Source organism: Streptomyces sp. CC208A, assembly GCF_030010625.1.
Lineage (GTDB): Bacteria > Actinomycetota > Actinomycetes > Streptomycetales > Streptomycetaceae > Streptomyces.
Window position 1 is genome coordinate 115219 of sequence record NZ_JASCXN010000020.1, and the last position, 19236, is coordinate 134454.

The window sequence follows — 19236 nt, forward strand, 5'->3', positions numbered from 1 at the left end:
CTCAGGCCGTCTCTTCGACACGACGGCAGGTGAACCGGAGGTTCCCGGCGGGGGTGTATCGGGGCTCCACCGACATCAGGGCGTCCTTGCGCGGGGCCACCAGGACCGTGCGCATCGCCAGGACCCGCTGGGGGTCGCTGAGGTCGTGCAGCAGGCGCGCCACCCGGTACGGGCGCCGCTCCCCCGAGCGCAGCAGGACGTCCCAGTGCTCGCGGCGGCCGGAGAGCGGGTACATCTCGGCCAGCGGCACCTCGGTCTGCCAGACGCCCGGCTCCGTCTCGGTGAGCGGGCGGGGGACGCGCCGCCCGGAGGCGACGAACTCGCACCAGGGGTCCTCGGCCGGCAGCCCGACCAGGCGCAGCCGCACGTCGATCCGGGCGTGCTCGATGTGGACGTCCACCACCTCGGCGCCGGGGCGGGGCGGGGCGTGCCGCAGCCGGGCGCTGCCGGTGAGCGAGCGCCCGACGCGGTAGCGATCGCCGCTGATCGGGGAGGCCTTCATGGGGCGGGTGGTGCCCCGGTACGTGTGCGGGGCGTCGACCAGCAGCAGCGGGTAGTTACGGGTGCGCCGGCCGGTACGGACGCGGAGCCGCAGGCGGGTGACGCCGGTCCGCACCGGGACGCCGCCGGTCTCGGCGCCCAGCAGCACGGCGGCGTCGACGAGGACGCGGCCCGAGCGGTCGGTGTGCACCCGGGCGGGGCTGCGGTGCGGCGAGCGACCGCGGCCGAGCAGCAGTTCGGCGTCGTCCGCCGCGCCGACCGGGGCGGGCAGTTCGGCGTGCAGGTTCATGGTCTGGCCGTCGAGCACAGCCGCGTACAACACGGTGGCGGAGCGGCGGCCGCGCAGCGGCAGGAAGACGCCACGCATCAACCGGGCGCGCAGCGGCGCGGCGATCCGGCGCACGGCGGCGCGGCGCACCCGGCCCAGGCGCCCTCGTACGGAACCCATCAGTAGGCACATCCCAGGTCGGTCAGTCGGCGGGTGGGGAGCCCCACGGCGTCCGTGCGCTCGTACGGGCTCGGCACCGGGAAGTAGTCGTCGAGGAAGCGCCGCACCATCCGCTCCTGCGCGTCGCGGTCCTCGGGCACGACGGTGTCGTTGATGCAGAAGGTGTCGAAGTCGCGGCGGGCGGAGAGCCGGTCGAGGCGCTGCTGGGCCGCCCGGTCGCCGATGTCGATGTAGACGTATCGCAGGTCGCCGACGGTGGCGCGGGCCGAATGGTAGGCGAAGTAGTGGTGCAGCGAGGAGGCGATGGGCACGTCCTGCGGTGAGCGGAAGCGGGCGTGCTGGGTGATGTGGTGGGCACGCGCGTAGGTGTGCTCGATCTCGGCGAGGACGCTGCGGCGCAGGGCGTGCGGGGTGTGCTTCATCTTCTGCGAGACGAAGGTGCCGAACTGCTGGGCGATCAGGCCGCGGCTGTTCTTGCCGGCGGCGTTGACCGGGAGGTCCTCGGGGAGGGCGCGGCCTGTCGGGATGAGCGCCTTGGACATGAAGAACTTGCTGAGTCCGTTGGCGTGGAAGAAGTGCCCGACGGAGGTCGGTCGGCCGAAGAACACGTCGTCGTTGAGGTAGAGGAAGTGCTCCGACAGGTCGCGGATGTGGTGGAGCTGGCTCTCGATGGCGTGCGAATTGAAGGTGGGCAGCGCGGTCGGGTCGGAGAAGATCTCCCGGTGGTCGACGACCCTGAGGCCGGGGTGGTCGCGGTCGAGCCAGCCGGGCACCTGTCCGGCCGTCACCAGGAAGACGTTGCGCACCCAGGGCGCGTACTGGTGGATCGAGCGCAGCGAGTAGCGCAGTTCGTCGCGGCTGGTGAAGCGGGCGTCGTTGGCGGCCTGCTCGTGCAGGGCGGGGCCGCCCGGGTCCTCGTGGCCGAGCAGCCGGCGGGTGCGTTCCTTGCTCTCCCGCCACACCGGGTCGTCGGCGTCGACCCAGGTGTAGACGACGTCCACGGGGAAGGTGTGGTCCTCGGGGAGGTGGGCGGTGAACTCGGGCAGGGTGCGGGCCTGCCCGGTGGTGTACAGGACGGGCACCCGGCTGAAGAGGGCCTGCGGGGCCTGCACGGTGGGGCTCCCGGCGGGGACCTGGGTGACTACCCGGTTGGGCCGGGGGGCGACCAGTTCGCCGTCCTCCTCGCCCCAGAACTCCAGGTCGCAGCCGGAACCGGCGCCGAAGACCAGCCGGCCAGTGGGGTCGCAGACGACCCAGGCGACCCGCACGACCCGCGCGGAACGCAGCCGGCGCCAGGTCGCGGGCTGGGCACCGGGGCGCAGTCCGCCGTTGCCGGTGCCGACGTAGCAGGGCTCCTGCTCGCAGGCGTACGCGAGGAGGTCCTCGACCTCCTCGCGGAGGCGGGCGGGGACGGCGACGGCGGGGAGGCCCTTGGCGGTGCCGCGGACGCAGAAGTAGTCGACGCCGGCGTCCTCCAGGAGGCCGACGAGGAAGTGCAGGTTGCGGGCGCGGGCGGCCCACTCGGTGATGCCGGGGATCTCCAGGGCGCGCAGGTGGCGGCCGGCCTCCTGGACGACACGGACCGTGCCGCGCTCGTCCTCGCCTCCCCGGCGGCCGGCGATGGCGCGGGCGACGACGGCGGAGCGGGCGGAGTCGACGCCGGCCAGGGTCCGGGCGACCGACTGACGGACCGGCTGCGGGATGCCGGCCACGATGCGCCGACGGGCCCGGACGGGCACGAGGTTCCGGTAGGCGGAGACGAGTGCACTGGACTCGGGGTTGCGAGAGGTCGCCACCGTACTCAGCCCACCATTTCCACACCACACGCGTGCGAGGCACACGCCCGGAACCACACCTGTGCCCGGATCTGATCAGTTCCGGACTCAACGCTGAACTCCGGCCCCCCGAAGTCTCCGGACCGCGAGGCCCGGAAAGAACGGCCCCGACGAAAACCCGAGCGAAGGCCGTTCGCACCGGATCTTCACATCCGAGTCATGCCGGAGACAACTTATCGACGACTTATCCGACCTGCTGTTATGCAGCTGAGATGTGAACGGGCCTCTTGTGCCCGGTTGGTCACCGAAAGGTCCTCGGGGGTCCCGCACCGTCACCCCGTGTCGTACATCCGTCCGATCGTCTGCCTATACTCCACGCTCTACCCGCGGGTCACCGTATCCGCGCACCGCAGGTGCGGGCGCCACCGAGCGCCCCGAACGGGTCACGAGAAGCCGAGGAACCGCACACGATGAGCCAGGACACCCGTACGCCCGAGGCCGTCGGCGGTCGCCGTGGCACCGACGCCCGCCCGCGCAAGCGGCGCAAGACCGGGCGGATCGTCCTGCTGACGCTCCTGGTCCTGGTCCTGGCCGGAGGCGGCGCGCTGTACTGGGCGTACAGCAGCCTCGACGGCAACATCAAGGGCGTCGACATCGACAAGGCGCTCGGCGACGACCGGCCGGAGAGGCTGCCCACCAGCGGCCAGAACCTGCTGGTCCTCGGCTCCGACTCGCGGGCCGGCGACAACGGCGACCTGGTCGGCGGGGCGGTCGGCGGGGGCCGTGCCGACACCACTCTCGTGGTGCACGTGCCCGAGGGGCGCACCGAGGCCGTCGCCGTCAGCATCCCCCGCGACACCCTGGTCACCCGCCCCGAGTGCGCCCGCGCCGACGGCACCACCACCCCGTCCGCCCAGCGTGTCATGTTCAACTCGATCTACGCCCAGTACGGCCCCACCTGCGTGGTCAAGACCGTGGAGGCGATGTCCGGCGTCCGTCTCGACCACTTCCTGGAGATCGACTTCGCCGGCTTCAAGGACCTCGTCGACACCATCGGCGGCGTCACCGTCGACGTGAAGCAGCCCATCGACGACAAGCACAGCGGCCTCCACCTGGAGGCCGGCCCGCAGAAGCTCGACGGCACCCAGTCGCTCGCCTTCGTCCGTACCCGCCACGGCGTCGGCGACGGCTCCGACCTGGGCCGCATCACCCTCCAGCAGCAGTTCCTCACCTCGCTGCTCACCGAGGTCAAGAAGCAGGACCTGCTGGGCAGCCCCGCCAAGAGCTACAAGATCGCCGACTCGGCGACCAAGGCGCTCACCACCGACTCCGAGCTCGCCTCGCTCAGCGCGCTCAGCGAGTTCGGCCGCAGCCTCAACGGCGTCGACCCGCAGAACATGGAGACGATCATGCTGCCGGTGGCGTACGACAAGAAGGACCCGAACCGCGTGGTCCCCGCCGAGCCGAACGCCTCCCAGCTGTGGAAGGCGATCCGGGAGGACGCCGAGATCCCGGAGTCCGCGAAGAAGTCCCCGGCCACGGGCGGCTGACCGGCCGCCGCGCCCGACGCACCGGTGCCCCGGTCCCTCCTGGTGAGGGGCCGGGGCACCGGTCGTTCCCGGGCTCGGCCTACAGTCGCGTCCACGGCTCCAGGGCGAGGCCCGGCTCCGGCTTCTGCCGGGTGACGATCACCCCGCCGTCGGCCGCCAGCGCCGCCACGGCCGCCGCGCCGTCGGCGTCGGCCGTCAGCGTCGGCGGGCCGAGGACCGGCGGGCCGGACGGGGTCCAGTACAGACCGGTGTCCTCACGCTCCGTCAGGTACGCGGCGAGGGCGGCGCCGCCCGCCTCGTCGCACTGGGCGAGCAGGGTGCAGTCGTAGCCGTCGATCAGGCAGCGCCCGGCGGTCAGCGGGCCGCCGCCGACCGCGGTGGCGAACGGCGTGGGCGCCAGACCGCGGCCCGGGGACCAGGCGCAGATCCGGCCGGAGCCGTCCGCGTAGTACGCCGTGACGTGCCCGGAGGCGCCGGTCACCGCGGTGAGCGTGCCCGGCGCGACCGGCGCCGGCACCACCGGTTCGACGACCGGACGGGCACCCGGCTCCTTCTGGACATACCGCAGCAGTCCGCGGTCGTTGGCCGTGTACAGCTCGACGAGCCCCTCGCCGTTCACCGCGGCCACCGGATTGTGGTCGGTGCGCCCGCCCTTCAGGTCCCACCAGGGGTGCCAGCCACCGGCGTCCTTCTGGACCCGGGCGCTGACGCCGCCGCCGCGGTTGCGGACGAAGACGTGGGCGCGGCCCTGGGCGTCCACCGCGAGGGCCGGGTTGCCGAACCACTCGGCCCTGCCGTTGGCGTGGCCGATGGACTTCCACTCCACGTTGGGCCGGCCGGTCTGGAACTGGACGGTGTGCACCAGCTCCACGTGGTTCTCCCCCGCCTCCGCTCCGGTGTCGGTGGGCCGGATGCCGACCAGGTGCACATAGCGGTCGGGGCCCTGCGCGACCGCCAGGAACGGCAGCAGACCGCCGCCGCCGAGCGGGACCGGGCCGGTGAACCGGCGGCCGGGGCCCTCGGTCCAGCGGACCACCTCGCCGTCCCGGGGGACGTACACGCTGAAACGTCCCTCGGCTCCCCGGGTCAGCCAGCCGCCGTGCGTTCGCGGGGCGCGCGGGGAGCCGTGGGAGGGGTCGGCGGGGGCCTGGGGTCGGTTCACCATGGGGGGATCCAGCACTCCGGGTCGAGGGGGAACGGTTCGCACCGACTGTATCCGCCCGGTCCCGCCGTCCTCCGCCCGCCCGCTGATTCCGGAACCGGGACTCAGGAGTGGACGGTGCCGCTTCTCTGCCCCTGTCCGAGCCTGCTGTGGCCGCGCCCGTACAGGAAGTACACGGCGACGCCGATCACCATCCAGACCGCGAAGCGGAACCAGGTCTCGCCCGGCAGGTTGAGCATCAGCCACAGCGAGGCGGCGATGGAGAGGAGCGGCAGCACCGGCACCCACGGGGTCCGGAAGGCGCGGTGCAGGTCGGGGCGGGTGCGGCGGAGCACCATGACGCCGGCGGCGACCATCACGAAGGCGAAGAGGGTGCCGATGTTCACCAGGGTCGCCAGCTCGTTGATGCTGGTGAAGCCGGCGACGACGGCGATGACCGAGCCGAGCAGGATCGTGGGGCGGTACGGCGTCCTGAACCGCGGGTGCGTCCGGGAGAAGAAGCGGGGCAGCAGTCCGTCCCGGCTCATCGCGAAGAAGACGCGGGTCTGGCCGAGCAGCAGGATGAGGCAGACCGTGGTGAGGCCGACGGCCGCGCCGAAGCTGATCACGCCCGCGTAGAAGGGGTGGCCCGCGGCCTTGAAGGCGTCGGCGAGCGGGGCGCTGACGGACAGCTCGGTGTAGTGCTGCATGCCGGTGACGACCAGGGCGACCGCCACGTACAGCACGGTGCAGATGAGCAGCGAGCCGAGGATGCCCCGGGGCATGTCCCGCTGGGGGACCTTGGTCTCCTCGGCGGCGGTGGCGACCACGTCGAAGCCGATGAAGGCGAAGAAGACGATGGAGGCGGCGGTGAAGATGCCCATGACGCCGAAGTTGGTGGGCTCGTAGCCGAAGAGGAGCTGGACGAGGGGGGCGGTCCAGTTGTCGCCGCCGCCCTCGGGGGTGGTGGCCGGCGGGAGGAACGGCTCGTAGTTGTCGCCGACGACGAAGAACAGGCCCGCGATGATCACGATCATGACGACGGTGACCTTGATCGCCACCACCAGGGCGGTGATCCGGGCGGACAGCTTCATGCCCAGGACGAGGATCGCGGTGAGCACCAGGACCAGCAGGAAGGCGAGGAGGTCGAAGGTGCCGCCGGGCGCGTCCGGACCTTCCAGGAAGCTCGGCAGGTGCCATCCCGCGTTGTCCATCAGCGAGCGGACGTACCCGGACCAGCCGACCGCCACCACCGCCGTGCCCAGCGCGAACTCCAGGACGAGGTCCCAGCCGATGATCCAGGCCGGCAGCTCGCCGATGGAGGCGTACGCGAAGGTGTACGCCGATCCGGCCACCGGCACCGTCGAGGCGAACTCCGCGTAGCAGAGGGCGGCCAGGGCGCAGACGATGCCGGCCGCGACGAAGGCGAGGGCCGTGGCGGGGCCCGCGTTCTCCTTGGCGACCTTGCCGGTCAGGACGAAGATGCCGGTGCCGATGATGACGCCGACGCCGAAGACCGTGAGGTCCCAGGCGGAGAGGGACTTCCGGAGCGCGTGCTCCGGTTCCTCGGTGTCCCGGATGGACTGCTCGACCGACTTGGTCCGGAACACTCCTCCGGAGTCGGCCCGTGGGGGGCGCTGGTCCGTGCTCACCGTCGTACCTCCGCGTCGTCCGGGACCGGCCGGGCCCCGGGCCCCCGCGGACGGGGGGTCGAGGGGACGCTGCCCGCGCCGGGGCCGGAATGCACGCGAAAGGGCCGGTCGGCACCCGGGAGGGTGAACCGACCGGCCCGGTGGTGACGCGGAGTGATGCTCTCCGGGAGGAGAGACCAAAGGGGGCTCAGTCGCGGGCGGGCTCCACGGCCTCCTGAGCCGTCTCCTCGGCGGCCTCGAACCTGCCGTCCAGGCGCGAGACCAGGCCGGTGACCTGGCGGGCGATGTCCGGGGCGGTCAGGCCGATCTCGGCCAGGACCTCGCCGCGGGAGGCGTGGTCGAGGAAGACCGGCGGGATGCCGAAGTCACGCAGCGGCACGTCGACGCCGGCGTCGCGCAGCGCCTGGGAGACGGCCGCGCCGACGCCGCCGACCCGGCTGTTGTCCTCGACGGTGACGACGACCCGGTGGCGGGCGGCGAGCGGGGCGAGGGCCTCGTCGACCGGCTTCACCCAGCGGGGGTCGACGACGGTGGTGGAGATGCCCTGCTTGTCGAGGAGACCGGCGATCTCCAGGCACATCGGGGCGAGCGCGCCGACCGAGACCAGGAGGACGTCCGGCCGGTCGCTGCCGGCCTCGCGGAGCACGTCCATGGAGCCGACCCGGCCCACGGCGGGGACGGCGGGGCCGACCGCGCCCTTGGAGAAGCGGACCACCGTGGGGGCGTCGGTGACCTCGACGGCCTCACGGAGCTGGGCGCGGACCTGGTCGGCGTCGCGCGGGGCGGCGAGCCTGAGGCCGGGCACGACCTGGAGGATCGACATGTCCCACATGCCGTTGTGGGAGGCGCCGTCGGTGCCGGTGACACCGGCCCGGTCCAGGACGAAGGTGACGCCGCACCTGTGCAGGGCCACGTCCATGAGGACCTGGTCGAAGGCGCGGTTGAGGAAGGTCGCGTAGACCGCGAAGACCGGATGGAGGCCACCGGTGGCGAGGCCGGCCGCGGAGACCGCGCCGTGCTGCTCGGCGATGCCGACGTCGAAGACCCGCTCGGGGAACTCCTTGGCGAACTTGTCCAGGCCGACCGGCTGGAGCATGGCGGCGGTGATCGCCACGATGTCCTCGCGCTCCTTGCCGAGCGCGACCATCTCCTCGCCGAAGACGCTGGTCCAGTCGGCGCCGGAGGTGGCGATCGGGAGGCCGGTGTCGGGGTGGATCTTGCCGACGGCGTGGAAGCGGTCGGCCTCGTCCTGGAGGGCGGGCTGGTAGCCGCGGCCCTTCTCGGTGAGGCAGTGGACGATGACCGGGCCGCCGAAGCGCTTGGCGCGGGTGAGGGCGGACTCCAGGGCCTCGATGTCGTGGCCGTCGATGGGGCCGACGTACTTCAGGCCCAGGTCCTCGAACATGCCCTGGGGGGCGATGAAGTCCTTGAGGCCCTTCTTGGCGCCGTGCAGGGTCTCGTACAGCGGCTTCCCGACGACCGGGGTGCGCTCCAGGATGTCCTTGCCGCGGGCGAGGAAGCGCTCGTAGCCGTCGGTGGTGCGCAGGGTGGCCAGGTGGTTGGCGAGGCCGCCGATGGTGGGGGCGTAGGAGCGCTCGTTGTCGTTGACGACGATGACGAGCGGGCGGTCCTTGGCGGCGGCGATGTTGTTGAGCGCCTCCCAGGCCATGCCGCCGGTGAGGGCCCCGTCGCCGATGACGGCGACGACGTGGTCGTCCTTCTTGAGGATCTGGTTCGCCTTGGCGAGGCCGTCGGCCCAGCCGAGGACGGTCGAGGCGTGCGAGTTCTCGATCACGTCGTGCTCGGACTCGGCCTGCGAGGGGTAGCCGGAGAGGCCGCCCTTCATCTTGAGCCGGGAGAAGTCCTGGCGGCCGGTGAGGAGCTTGTGCACGTAGCTCTGGTGGCCGGTGTCCCAGAGGACCTTGTCCTTCGGGGAGTCGAAGACCCGGTGCAGGGCGATGGTCAGTTCGACCACGCCGAGGTTGGGACCGAGGTGTCCACCGGTCTTGGAGACGGCGTCGACGAGGAAGGTCCGGACCTCCGCGGCCAGCTGGTCCAGCTGTTCCGGGGAGAGCCGGTCCAGGTCGCGCGGTCCCGTGATACGGGTCAGCAGGGCCACCCGTTCCTCCTTGCGTTCTGAGCTGGTCGAGCTTGCCGATTTTGCCGAGTCTAATGTTCCGTCTTGGATCGTGGTCATCCGGCCGCCCGGAGCGGCATCACCCGCACGGGGGATGTACTGCTCCGGACGCGACGGTGCCCGGCACCGGTTTCCCGGTGCCGGGCGGATGGGGAGCGCCTTACCCGCGGGGCCTGCCCGCGGGGGCCTCCTCGCAGGTCACGCGCGTCCCGCGGACTTCTGGGTCCTGCGGGAGACGGAGTCGATGATCACGGCGATGAGGAGCACCGCGCCGGTGATCATGTACTGGATGGCGTTGGACTCCAGGTTGAGCTGGTTGAGGCCCTGGACGATCGACTGGAGCACCAGGATGCCCAGGAGCGCCGACCAGACCTTGCCGCGGCCGCCGAAGAGGGAGGTGCCGCCGATGACCGCGGCGGCGATGCACATCATCAGCTGGTTGCCGCCGCCGAGCGAGCGGTCGGCGCCGCCGGTGGCGGAGGCGAGGAAGAGGCCGCCGACGGCGCCCAGGGTGCCGGAGATCATGAAGACCGAGGTCCGGATCCAGGCGACGTTGATGCCGGCCCTGCGGGCCGCCTCGATGCCGCCGCCGACCGCGAAGACCTGGCGGCCGTAGGTGGTGCGGCGCAGCACGAAGTCGGTGACCAGGAGGATCGCCAGGAAGATCACCAGGGAGAGGGGCAGGCCCTTCTCCTGGTTGAAGCCGTACGCGGCGACGAGGACGAGGACCGCGAGGACGCCGGTGCGCAGCAGGATCTCGCTGTGCGGGCGGTGCGGCAGCTCGGCGGCCCTGCGGCGGCGGGAGTCGCTCAGCTGGGCGAGGTAGAAGGCGGCGATCACCACGGCGGCGAGGCCGTAGGCGGCGGCGACGTCGGAGAAGTAGAACTTCGTGAGGTCGCCGACGAAGCTGCCGATGGGGGTCGGGATGGTCGACTTCTCGCCCATCACCCAGGTCTGGAGGCCGGCCCAGCCGAGGAAGCCGGCGAGGGTGACGACGAAGGCGGGGACGCCGATCTTGGAGAAGACCAGGCCGTGGAAGGCGCCGAGCAGGGTGCCGGACAGGATGCCGAGGAGGATCGCGAGGGAGTCCGGCATGTCGGTGGCGAGGACGCCCCAGACGGAGCCCGCGAGGCCGGCGACCGAGCCGACGGCGAGGTCGATCTCGCCGAGCAGCAGCACGAAGACGATGCCGACGGCCATGATGCCGGGGCCGGCCGCGTACAGCATGATCTGGTCGAGGTTGTACGAGGTGATGAAGTTGCCGGTCAGCGCCTGGAAGACGATGCCGATGACGAGGAGGCCGACGACGACCGGCAGGGAGCCGATCTCGCCGGAGCGGATCTTGCGCTTGAACTCGTCGACGTAGCCCTTGAGGCCCTGCTCGCGGACGAGGAGACGGGGGTCGACGGCGGGGACCGCGGCGGCCTCGGCGGTGCGGGGCTCGGGGACCTGGGCCTTCTCGGTGGCCTTCGGGGTCGTGCTCACTGGGCTGCCTCCGCGGTGCGGGCCTGCCGGCGGGTCACGGCGTTGTCCGTGGCGCCGGTGATCGCCGCGATGATCTCTTCGTGCGTGGTGGTGGCGACCGGGAAGGTGCCGTTGTTGCGGCCGAGGCGCAGGACGGCGACGGTGTCGGCGACGGCCTTCACGTCGGCCATGTTGTGGCTGATGAGGATGACCCCGAGGCCCTGCTCGCGGAGTCGCTCGACGAGGTCGAGGACCTGGGCGGTCTGCTCGACGCCGAGGGCGGCGGTCGGCTCGTCCAGGATCACGATCTTCGGGTCGCCGACCAGGGCGCGGGCGATGGCCACGACCTGCCGCTGGCCGCCGGAGAGGGCGGCGACGGGGATGCGGACGCTGGGGATGCGGATGGAGAGGGTGGAGAGGAGGTCCTTGGCCCGCTTCTCCATGGCGACCTCGTCGAGGACGCCGCCCTTCTTGAGCTCGCGCCCGAGGAAGAGGTTGGCGACGACGTCGAGGTTGTCGCAGAGGGCGAGGTCCTGGTAGACGGTGGCCACGCCGAGGTGCTGGGAGTCCTGCGGGCGGGAGATCTCGACCGGGCGGCCCTCCCACTCGATGACGCCCTCGTCGATGGGGTGGACGCCGGCGATCGTCTTGACCAGCGTGGACTTTCCGGCGCCGTTGTCGCCGACCAGGGCGACCACTTCGCCCGCGTGGACTTCGAGGTCGACGCCGGAGAGGACCTGAACCGCTCCGAATCGCTTGAAGATCCCGCGCAACGCCAGGACAGGCGTCTGGGACACGTGAACCAACTCCTTCGCCGCCCGTGACGGGGGCGGCGGCATGTCGCGCCGTACGGCGCCGAGTTCGAGGGGGGCTGTGCTCGTCCGGCCCCGGGGCGACAGCGGGGTCTGGGTCGGCCGGGGCCGGACGGGTCAGGGGCGGAGCCGCGCCGCGGGAGCGGGCGCGTTCCGCGTCCTGTCGGGTCTGACGCACCGACAGGAGGGGAGGGGGCCCGGGGGTCCGGGCCCGGCGGGCCTACTTGATGCCCAGCTCGGCGCACTTGGCGGCGAGGTCCGCGGAGCAGATGTCGGCGGCCTTGTAGATGCCGTCCTGGATCACCGTGGACTGGATGTTGGTCTTGTCGACGACCACCGGGGCGAAGAGGGTGGACTTCACGCCGTCGGTCTCGCCCTGGGCGCCGAGCTCCTTGCCCTGGAGCAGGTTGACCGCGAACTTGGCGGCCTCGGGGGCCAGCTGGAGCGGCGACTTGTAGATGGTGAAGGTCTGGGTGCCGGCGACGATCCGCTGGATGCCCGCGATCTCGGCGTCCTGGCCGCCGACCGGGATTCCCTTGATGCCGGCGTTCTCCAGGGAGGTGATGATGCCGCCCGCCATGCCGTCGTTGGCGGAGTAGACGGCGCCGATCTTGTCCTTGCCGACGGAGGAGATGGCGGCGGCCATCTTCTCGCCCGCGATCTTCGGGTCCCACTCGCCGGAGGCCTCGTAGGCGACCTTGCCGACCTTGCCGTCGAGGGCGGCGTGGGCGCCCTTCTTGAAGAGACCGGCGTTCGGGTCCTTCTCGTCGCCGTTGATCATGACGATCTGGGCGGTGGCGGCCTTGGCGCCGAGAGCGGAGAGCAGGGCCTGGCCCTGGAGCTCGCCGACCTTGTTGTTGTCGTGGCTGACGTAGGCGTCCGCGCCCTCGATCGCGCGGTCGTACGCGACGACCTTGACGCCCTTGCCCTGCGCCTCCTTGACCCAGCCGGCGGACTTGGCGGCGTCGACCGAGCCGAGCGCGATGACCTTCACACCGTCGGCGACGAGCTGGTCGAACTGCTGCTTCTGCTTCACGACGTCGGAGACGGCGTTGTTGTAGACGACCTCGCAGTCGCCGCAGGCGGCCTTGACGGCCTTCTCGAACTGCGGCTTGTCCAGGGCCTCGTACCGCGCCGTCTTGTTCTCCGGCAGGAGCAGGCCGATCTTGGTCGTGCTGCCCTTGTCCTCGCCGTCGCCGCCGCCGGCCTTGCCACAGGCGGAGAGCGCGAGGGCCATGGAGACCGCGGCCGTGCCTATGACGACGCGACGGGTCATTGCGTTCATGTGGGGTTGCCTCCCTGACGAGGCCGCGACATTGCGGCCGAGGTGTCACGAAGTCAACTCGGCCACAACACCAGTCGTCAAGAAGTGAAAGATTAACGAGATGGCAACGGTGCTTATCGTTTTCTAAGTGAAGGCGGGGAGGGAGGCGGGGGCGGCGGTCGGCAACGCGCTCCCCAACAGGGTCGAATCGCCCATTTCGCTCAGTACGAGGGCGAGCGCGCCCAGCACCTCGGCCCGTCCGCCCAGCGCCCCCTGCGCCAGGGAGAGCTGACGGGCGGCGCTCGGGATCGCGTACCGGCCGACCGAGTCCCGGATGGGGGCGAGCACCAGCTCACCGGCCTCGGCGAGGTCGCCGCCGAGCACGACCCGGCTGGGGTTCAGGAGGTTGCAGAGGTTGGCGATGCCGCTGCCGATGTGGCGGCCCACGTCGGCGACGACCCTGCGGCAGCCCGGGTCGCCCTCGCGGGCCAGCTGCACCACCCGTTCCATGGTGAGGTCGGGGCCGTGGCTCGGCTGGAGCAGCGGCAGCACGTACCGGGCGGCGGTGAAGGTCTCCAGGCAGCCGCGGTTGCCGCAGCGGCAGACCGGGCCCGACTCGTCGAGGGTGATGTGGCCGATCTCGCCGGCCGTGCCGCCCGGGCCGCGGTAGACCCGCCCGTCGATCACCAGACCGGCGCCCACACCGCTCGCCACCTTGATGTACGCCAGGTCCTTGACGCCCCGGCCGCTCCCCCACACCAGCTCGCCGAGGGCGCCCAGGTTGGCGTCGTTGTCGACATGGACGGGGACCCCGAGCCGGGCCGACAGCTCCTCGGCCGGGTTGATGCCGCCCCAGCCCGGCAGGATCGAGGTCGAGCCGAGCGTCCCGGAGGAGACGTCGATGGGGCCGGGGACGCCGAGGCCGACGCCGATCACCTTGGCCCGGCTGATGCCGGTGGCCTCGATCAGCCGGTTGACCAGCCGTTCCGCCCGGTCGAAGCCCTCCGCGGCGGAGGCGTCCACGTCCAGCGGCTCGGCCTCCTCGGCGAGCACCTGGTGGGCGAGGTTGCCGACCGCGACCCGCAGGTGGGTGTGGCCGAAGTCGACGCCGATCACGACGCCGGCGTCGCCGGAGAGCGAGACGCTGCGGGCCCGCCGGCCGCCCGCCGAGGTGGGGGTGACCTCGACCGTGCCGCCGTCCTTCAGCTCGCGGACGATGTTGGAGACCGTCGCTGCGGACAGCCCCGTCGACCGGGCGATCTCCGCCTGGGTCAGCGATCCGGCCATCCGGACCGCCCGGACGACCCGCTCGAGATTGGCCCTGTGCAGAGACGTCTGCGACCCCGGAGTCTCCATCGACTCTCTCACTCCCACCGTTTTCTCCAACATGTGAACTCTAAGGGGACGCTTTCGGCTTCGCTTCCGTCAAGAGCCGGATCGGGACAGGGGGTGCGCGGGAGACGACGGAAGCCCCCGCACGCGGGCGCGTGCAGGGGCTTCGGGAGGGAGGACGGGGCTACTTCACGGCATTACGTCGCCGCATCACGTCACGGCATCACTTCACGGCATCACTTCACGGCTCCGGCGGTGAGACCGGCCACCACCTGCCGCTGGAAGACGATGTACGCGGCGAGCACCGGCAGCATCGCCATCACCAGGCCCGCGAAGAGCCCGGACCAGTCGCCCTTGTACCCCTGGCTGACCGCGAGCTGCACCAGGCCCTGCGAGAGCACCTTCTTCTCGGGGTCGGTGTTGAGCACGGTCGGCAGCAGGTACTGGTTCCACTGGCCGAGGAAGTTGAAGATGCCGACGCTGATCAGGCCCGGCCGGGCCATCGGCAGCATCACCTGGAAGAACGTACGGGTGTGCGAGGCGCCGTCGATGAAGGCCGCCTCCGCCACCGAGGTCGGCAGCGTCCGGAAGAAGGCCGTCAGGAAGAAGACGGTGAAGGGCAGCGAGTACGCGATGTAGACCAGGATCAGCCCGTGCAGCGTGTTCAGCAGGGCCATGTTCTGCATCACGTAGAAGAGCGGCACCAGGGCCAGGATGATCGGGAAGCTCATCCCTCCGATGAAGAGGAAGTAGAGGAAGCGGTTCCCCGGGAACTCGAAGCGGGCCAGGACGTACGCCGCCATCGAGCCGAACAGCAGGGTACCGAGGAGCGAGCCGCCGACCACCAGGATCGTGTTCAGGAAGTACTCGCTCATGTGCGCCTCGGTCCAGGCGCGCGCCCAGTTCTCGAAGTGCAGCGCGTCCGGCAGCGCCCAGGGCGAGGTGAAGATCGCCCGGTCGGTCTTGAAGGAGGTCATGACCGCCCAGAGCAGCGGCATCACCACCATGATCGCCCAGATGACCAGGACGCCGTGCGAGAAGACGTTGAGGACGGCGCCCTCGCCGCGCTTCTCCTCGACGGGGGCCGCGACCTTCCTGAGCTCGGGTGCCCCGCCCGGGCGGGGGGCGGGGATCCTGGCGTCGCCGGTGGGCGGGGTGTCGGTGGTCTTCATCAGAACTCCAGCCGCTCGCGCCGGCCCAGCTTCATCACGACCGCGGCGAAGGCGAGCGTGACGAGGAGGAGCGCGACGCCGATGGTCGTGGCGTAGGCGGCCTGACCGTCCCGGAACGCCTTCTGGTACACGTACAGCGGCATGACGATGGTGGAGTAGTCGGGCCCGCCGCCGTTGGGGCCGACGGTCATGATCTGCACGACCGCGAAGGACTCCGCGCCGAGCGCGAGGATGCCCATGTAGATCCAGCCCGACTGCACGGTGTCCCAGAGCAGCGGCAGGGTGATCTTGAAGAAGGTGGTGAAGCGGTTGGCGCCGTCGAGCAGCGCGGCCTCGTAGAAGTCGCGCGGGATGGACGCCATGCCCGCCGAGAAGAGCACCACGAAGAATCCGACCGTGGACCAGACGAGGACCACCATCACGCAGATCAGGGCGAGATCCGGGTCACCGAGCCAGTCCGGCTGGACGCTGCCGAGGCCGACGGCCTTGAGGACCGAATTGATCGCGCCGCTGTTCGGGTTGTAGGCGAACTGGAAGAGCAGCGCCACGATGGCGATCGACAGGACCTGGGGGAAGAAATAGACGATCTTGTAGAACGAGGAGCCGCGCACGCCCGCGATCGCCGCTCCCTTGCGGCGCCTGCCGCCGACGTTCAGCATGAACGCCAGGAACAGCGCGAAGCCGACCGTCACCAGCGGAAGGACGAGCGCGAAGGTCAGGCTGTGCTGGAGCGACTTCCAGAAGATCTCGTCCTCGAACAGCCGGGTGTAGTTGGCGAGTCCGACGAATCCGAATTCGGGGCTCAGTCCCGTCCAGTCCGTGAGCGAGTAGTAGATGGCCTGGACGAACGGCCAGATGACGAAGAGCGCGTACAGCGCCAGGGGGACCGCCAGGAACCCCACGATGAAACGGTACTTGCCGTGCTGCATTCCTAACCGACCCCGATCTCCGGTCTCCGGCGAAGCGCGCGCCCGCGGCGCCGCGCGCCGAGGGCGCCGGGGCCCGCTCCCGGTCGGCGGGAAGGGGCCCCGGCACGGCTCACTGGTGCTTGTAGTGCTTGATGTTCGGGTCCTTGGCCGCCTCGTCGGCGTACTTCTGGATCTTCTTGATCGTCTCGGCCGGGGTGGCCCGGCCGGCCATCATCTCGCCGATGCCGGCGACGCCGATCTTCTCCTTCTGGAGGGCCACGTACCAGTCCTGGAGGCGCGGGTTGACCACGTTGGTGCCGGCCTTCTCCAGGGCCGCGACACCGGACTTGAGGCCCGGGGAGAGCTCTATGCCGTCGGTGCCGCCGTTGAGCGCGCTGAGCGACTTCACGGACTGGGTGAAGTTCTTGGAGGACGCCTCGCTGAGCATGATGCGCAGCTGCTCCATGGCGCCCTCGGGGTTCTTCGCCTTGGCCGGGACGATGAAGGGCTCGCCGCCGGCCGCCCAGATCGTGCCGAAGGGCATCTTGTCGGAGGAGTCGAGGCCGGTCGGGGCGGAGACCGCCAGGTCGAAGTCGGCCGGCATGGTCTTGGCGGCCTCGTTCTCGACCCAGGAGCCGTTCGGGATGAACAGCGCCTTGCCCTCGGTCCAGGCGGTCTGCGACTGGATGTGGTCGAGGCCGGGGGTGCCCTGGAGGATGTACCCCTTCTTGTAGAGCTCGTAGTACGCCTCGAAGCACGCCTTGACGGCGGGGTGCTCCCAGGCCTTCGGCTCCAGGTTGTCGATGGCGTCGAGGACCTCGCGGCCGCCGACCTTGCCGATCATCGGGTAGAGCGAGAAGGGGAGGTAGTACGGGTGCTTGCCCGCGTACGTCCAGGGCGCGATGCCCTTCTTCTTGGCCTTCTCGCAGACGGCCAGCATCTCGTCCCAGGTCTCGGGGTACGTGGCGTCGAGCGAGTCGAGCGCCTTCTGCGAGTACCAGACGCCGTAGACGGTGTAGGCGTAGTTGAGCATCCAGCAGGGCTCGCCGTCGAACTGGCCCATCTCGATGATGCCGGGGCGCAGGGTGTCGCGGACCTTCTTCGACGGGTCGTCGACCGAGGGCGCGTCGAGCAGCGGGGTGAGGTCGGTGAGCTGCTTCTGGCCGACGAGGACGCCCATGTCCATCTGCTCGGCGCCGGAGTTGTCGATCAGGTCCGGCGGGTTGCCGCCGTTGAAGCGGGGCTGGAGCTCGGTGGTGATCTTCTGGGTCGGGGTGAACTTGACCTTCGCCCCGGGGTGGGCCTGCTCGTAGAGCTTGACCGCGTCCTTGGCGTACTGCTGGCCGAAACCGCCGTCGAAGAGGACGAAATCGAGCTCGGCCGTCTCATTGACCCCGAGCGGGTTCTTCTCGGACTTGACGCCCTTCTCGACCTTGTCGTTCGTCTTGCCGCCACCGCTCGCGCAGGCGGAGAGGAAGCCCATGGCCGGCACGGAGACCAGACCGAGAGCGGCGGAACGCTTGATCAGATCACGACGGCCGAGGCCGCCCTCGTTCGAGTGGGCGGAGGTGGATCCCATGCTCAAGTCCTCGCCTTCATTCAGGACTCAGGCGGTGTACCGGTCCCCCGTACTTCGTCTCGCCACCGGCGAAGGGCCCCGCCACCGCGGTCATTTGCTGGGTCGTGCAGGCGCCGGGCCGTCGCCGGAAGCATCCGACGGGCTGGACGCCGACAGGTATAGTCCACTTCCCTCGACCGGAGCAAGATCGAAAGCAGCATTCGTCAGGCTTCTTTCCCGAGTTGAGACCTCGGGGTTTTCTCCGGCGCTTCCGCCGGGACACTGCCCCGGCCGACCGGGGTGTATCCCTCCGGGGCGCCTTCACAAGCTGAATGGTGCATACGGAATCCGGCGAAGGGGACACGGGTCGAAGGAAGTTGCGACGTGATCGGAACCGCGTGGCCGCGGTCGCCGTCTTCCTGTCATGTACGGAGTCGCCGCCGGGCGGGCGGAACGGGGGAAAACCCGCCGAACCAGGCCGAGTTCGATGGCGCTTCGTACCCTTCTGTTGTCGAATCCGATCTGGAGATCACGTGGCCAAGACCTCTGGCCTGGACCGCACGGGTGTGCTCGCCCGCGTCACCGTCGCCGCGGTGACCGCCGCTCTGGTGGGCACCACGACCGCCGCCGTGGCGGCGGAGCCGGCTCCGACCTTCAAGCCGACCGCGCAGGCGGACCTCGCGTCCGCCTCCACCGCGACCGCGACCGCGGCATCCGCGACCGCGGCATCCGGTGCGGCGCTCAACAACCTCTACGGCGTGCAGAGCAACGGCGACGTCATCGGCTACACCCCCGTCGCCGGCGACACCATCCAGCGCATCGCCGGCAAGGCCGGCACGGGCTGGATCGGGTACAAGAACTTCACCCAGGCGGACACCGACGGCCAGCGCGAGTCGGACGGCTGGTACCACGCCGACGGTTGGTACGCCGTCAACAGCGCGGGCCGGCTGCACTACGCGGGCGGTGGCCCGGTCCGCGACCTCGGTGGCGGCTGGAACATCTACAACAAGGTCTTCTCGGCCGGCAACACCGGTGGTGCCGCGCCCGACGACATGCTGGCCCGTGACAGCGCCGGTGTCCTGTGGCACTACCTGGGCTACGGCAACGCGGCCCTGACCCAGCGCTACCGGGTCGGCTCCGGCTGGAACATCTACACCCAGATCGCCGGCAAGGGCGACATCACCGGTGACGGCCGGGCCGACATCGTCGCCCGCGACCGCAACGGCGTGCTGTGGCTGTACAAGGGCACCGGCAACTACAAGGCGCCCTTCTCCGCCCGCACCCGCATCGGCGGCGGCTGGAACACGTACAACCTGATCTTCTCCCCGGGCGACCTGACCGGTGACCGCCGCGCGGACCTGGTGGCCCGTGACGGCGCCGGCGCGCTGTGGCTGTACAAGGGCCGGGGCAGCTCCACGACCCCGTACACGACCCGGGTGAAGATCGGCACGTCGGGCTGGAACGGCTTCCGCGCGATGTTCTGATCCGCCTCGCGTCATGCGAAGGGCCCCGCTCCTCTTCC

The 19236-nt window shown here is 70.7% G+C and carries 14 protein-coding genes; 2 read left to right on the plus strand and 12 right to left on the minus strand.

Features of this window, described 5'->3' with window-relative positions; all coding sequences use genetic code 11:
- Position 1 precedes the first annotated feature (1 nt).
- Together QK442_RS21915 and QK442_RS21920 are read right to left on the minus strand one after the other, a co-directional pair.
- Positions 2-949: a hypothetical protein gene (locus QK442_RS21915; protein ID WP_282695714.1), complete on the minus strand. Its 948-nt coding sequence runs from the start codon at positions 947-949 to the stop codon at positions 2-4.
- Positions 949-2745 carry a stealth family protein gene (locus QK442_RS21920; protein WP_282695715.1) on the minus strand — a complete coding sequence of 599 codons (1797 nt, stop codon included), beginning with the start codon at positions 2743-2745 and terminating at the stop codon, positions 949-951. The genes QK442_RS21915 and QK442_RS21920 overlap by 1 nt, the downstream gene beginning before the upstream one ends.
- Positions 2746-3194: 449 nt before the next feature.
- Here QK442_RS21920 and QK442_RS21925 point away from each other — a divergent pair, with 449 nt between their 5' ends.
- Positions 3195-4274 (plus strand): LCP family protein, encoded by a 1080-nt coding sequence (locus QK442_RS21925; protein ID WP_282695716.1) that lies wholly within the window; start codon positions 3195-3197, stop codon positions 4272-4274.
- A gap of 79 nt (positions 4275-4353) precedes the next feature.
- On the opposite strand, the gene QK442_RS21930 is transcribed toward QK442_RS21925, so the two are convergent.
- From QK442_RS21930 to ngcE, 10 genes are all read right to left on the minus strand, one after another.
- Positions 4354-5439: a hypothetical protein gene (locus tag QK442_RS21930; protein WP_282695717.1), complete on the minus strand. Its 1086-nt coding sequence runs from the start codon at positions 5437-5439 to the stop codon at positions 4354-4356.
- Between the two features lie 101 nt (positions 5440-5540).
- Positions 5541-7067, minus strand: coding sequence for an amino acid permease (locus QK442_RS21935; protein WP_282695718.1), 1527 nt, complete (start codon positions 7065-7067; stop codon positions 5541-5543).
- A gap of 187 nt (positions 7068-7254) precedes the next feature.
- The gene (gene dxs / locus QK442_RS21940; RefSeq protein ID WP_282695719.1) at positions 7255-9186 is read right to left on the minus strand and encodes a 1-deoxy-D-xylulose-5-phosphate synthase; all 1932 of its coding nucleotides are present in this window, start codon (positions 9184-9186) and stop codon (positions 7255-7257) included.
- A gap of 216 nt (positions 9187-9402) precedes the next feature.
- On the minus strand, positions 9403-10689 hold the full coding sequence (locus QK442_RS21945; RefSeq protein WP_282695720.1) for a sugar ABC transporter permease: 1287 nt from the start codon (positions 10687-10689) through the stop codon (positions 9403-9405).
- Complete coding sequence (locus QK442_RS21950; protein WP_282695721.1) at positions 10686-11465, minus strand: ATP-binding cassette domain-containing protein; 780 nt, start codon at positions 11463-11465, stop codon at positions 10686-10688. Before QK442_RS21950 ends, QK442_RS21945 begins: the two co-directional genes overlap by 4 nt.
- A gap of 235 nt (positions 11466-11700) precedes the next feature.
- On the minus strand, positions 11701-12765 hold the full coding sequence (locus QK442_RS21955) for a substrate-binding domain-containing protein (protein WP_282695722.1): 1065 nt from the start codon (positions 12763-12765) through the stop codon (positions 11701-11703).
- 123 nt (positions 12766-12888) lie between these two features.
- A complete protein-coding gene (locus QK442_RS21960; protein WP_282695723.1) occupies positions 12889-14100 on the minus strand; it encodes an ROK family transcriptional regulator in 1212 nt (403 codons plus the stop codon).
- Positions 14101-14312: 212 nt separating this feature from the next.
- Positions 14313-15248 carry a carbohydrate ABC transporter permease gene (locus QK442_RS21965; RefSeq protein WP_282695724.1) on the minus strand — a complete coding sequence of 312 codons (936 nt, stop codon included), beginning with the start codon at positions 15246-15248 and terminating at the stop codon, positions 14313-14315.
- Positions 15248-16177 (minus strand): sugar ABC transporter permease, encoded by a 930-nt coding sequence (locus QK442_RS21970; RefSeq protein ID WP_282695725.1) that lies wholly within the window; start codon positions 16175-16177, stop codon positions 15248-15250. The genes QK442_RS21965 and QK442_RS21970 overlap by 1 nt, the downstream gene beginning before the upstream one ends.
- Before the next feature lie 109 nt (positions 16178-16286).
- Positions 16287-17735: an N-acetylglucosamine/diacetylchitobiose ABC transporter substrate-binding protein gene (gene ngcE, locus QK442_RS21975; protein ID WP_282695726.1), complete on the minus strand. Its 1449-nt coding sequence runs from the start codon at positions 17733-17735 to the stop codon at positions 16287-16289.
- Between the two features lie 512 nt (positions 17736-18247).
- Between ngcE and QK442_RS21980 the strand changes: the two genes are divergently transcribed.
- Positions 18248-19198, plus strand: coding sequence for a VCBS repeat-containing protein (locus tag QK442_RS21980; RefSeq protein WP_282695727.1), 951 nt, complete (start codon positions 18248-18250; stop codon positions 19196-19198).
- The last annotated feature ends 38 nt before the right edge of the window (positions 19199-19236 follow it).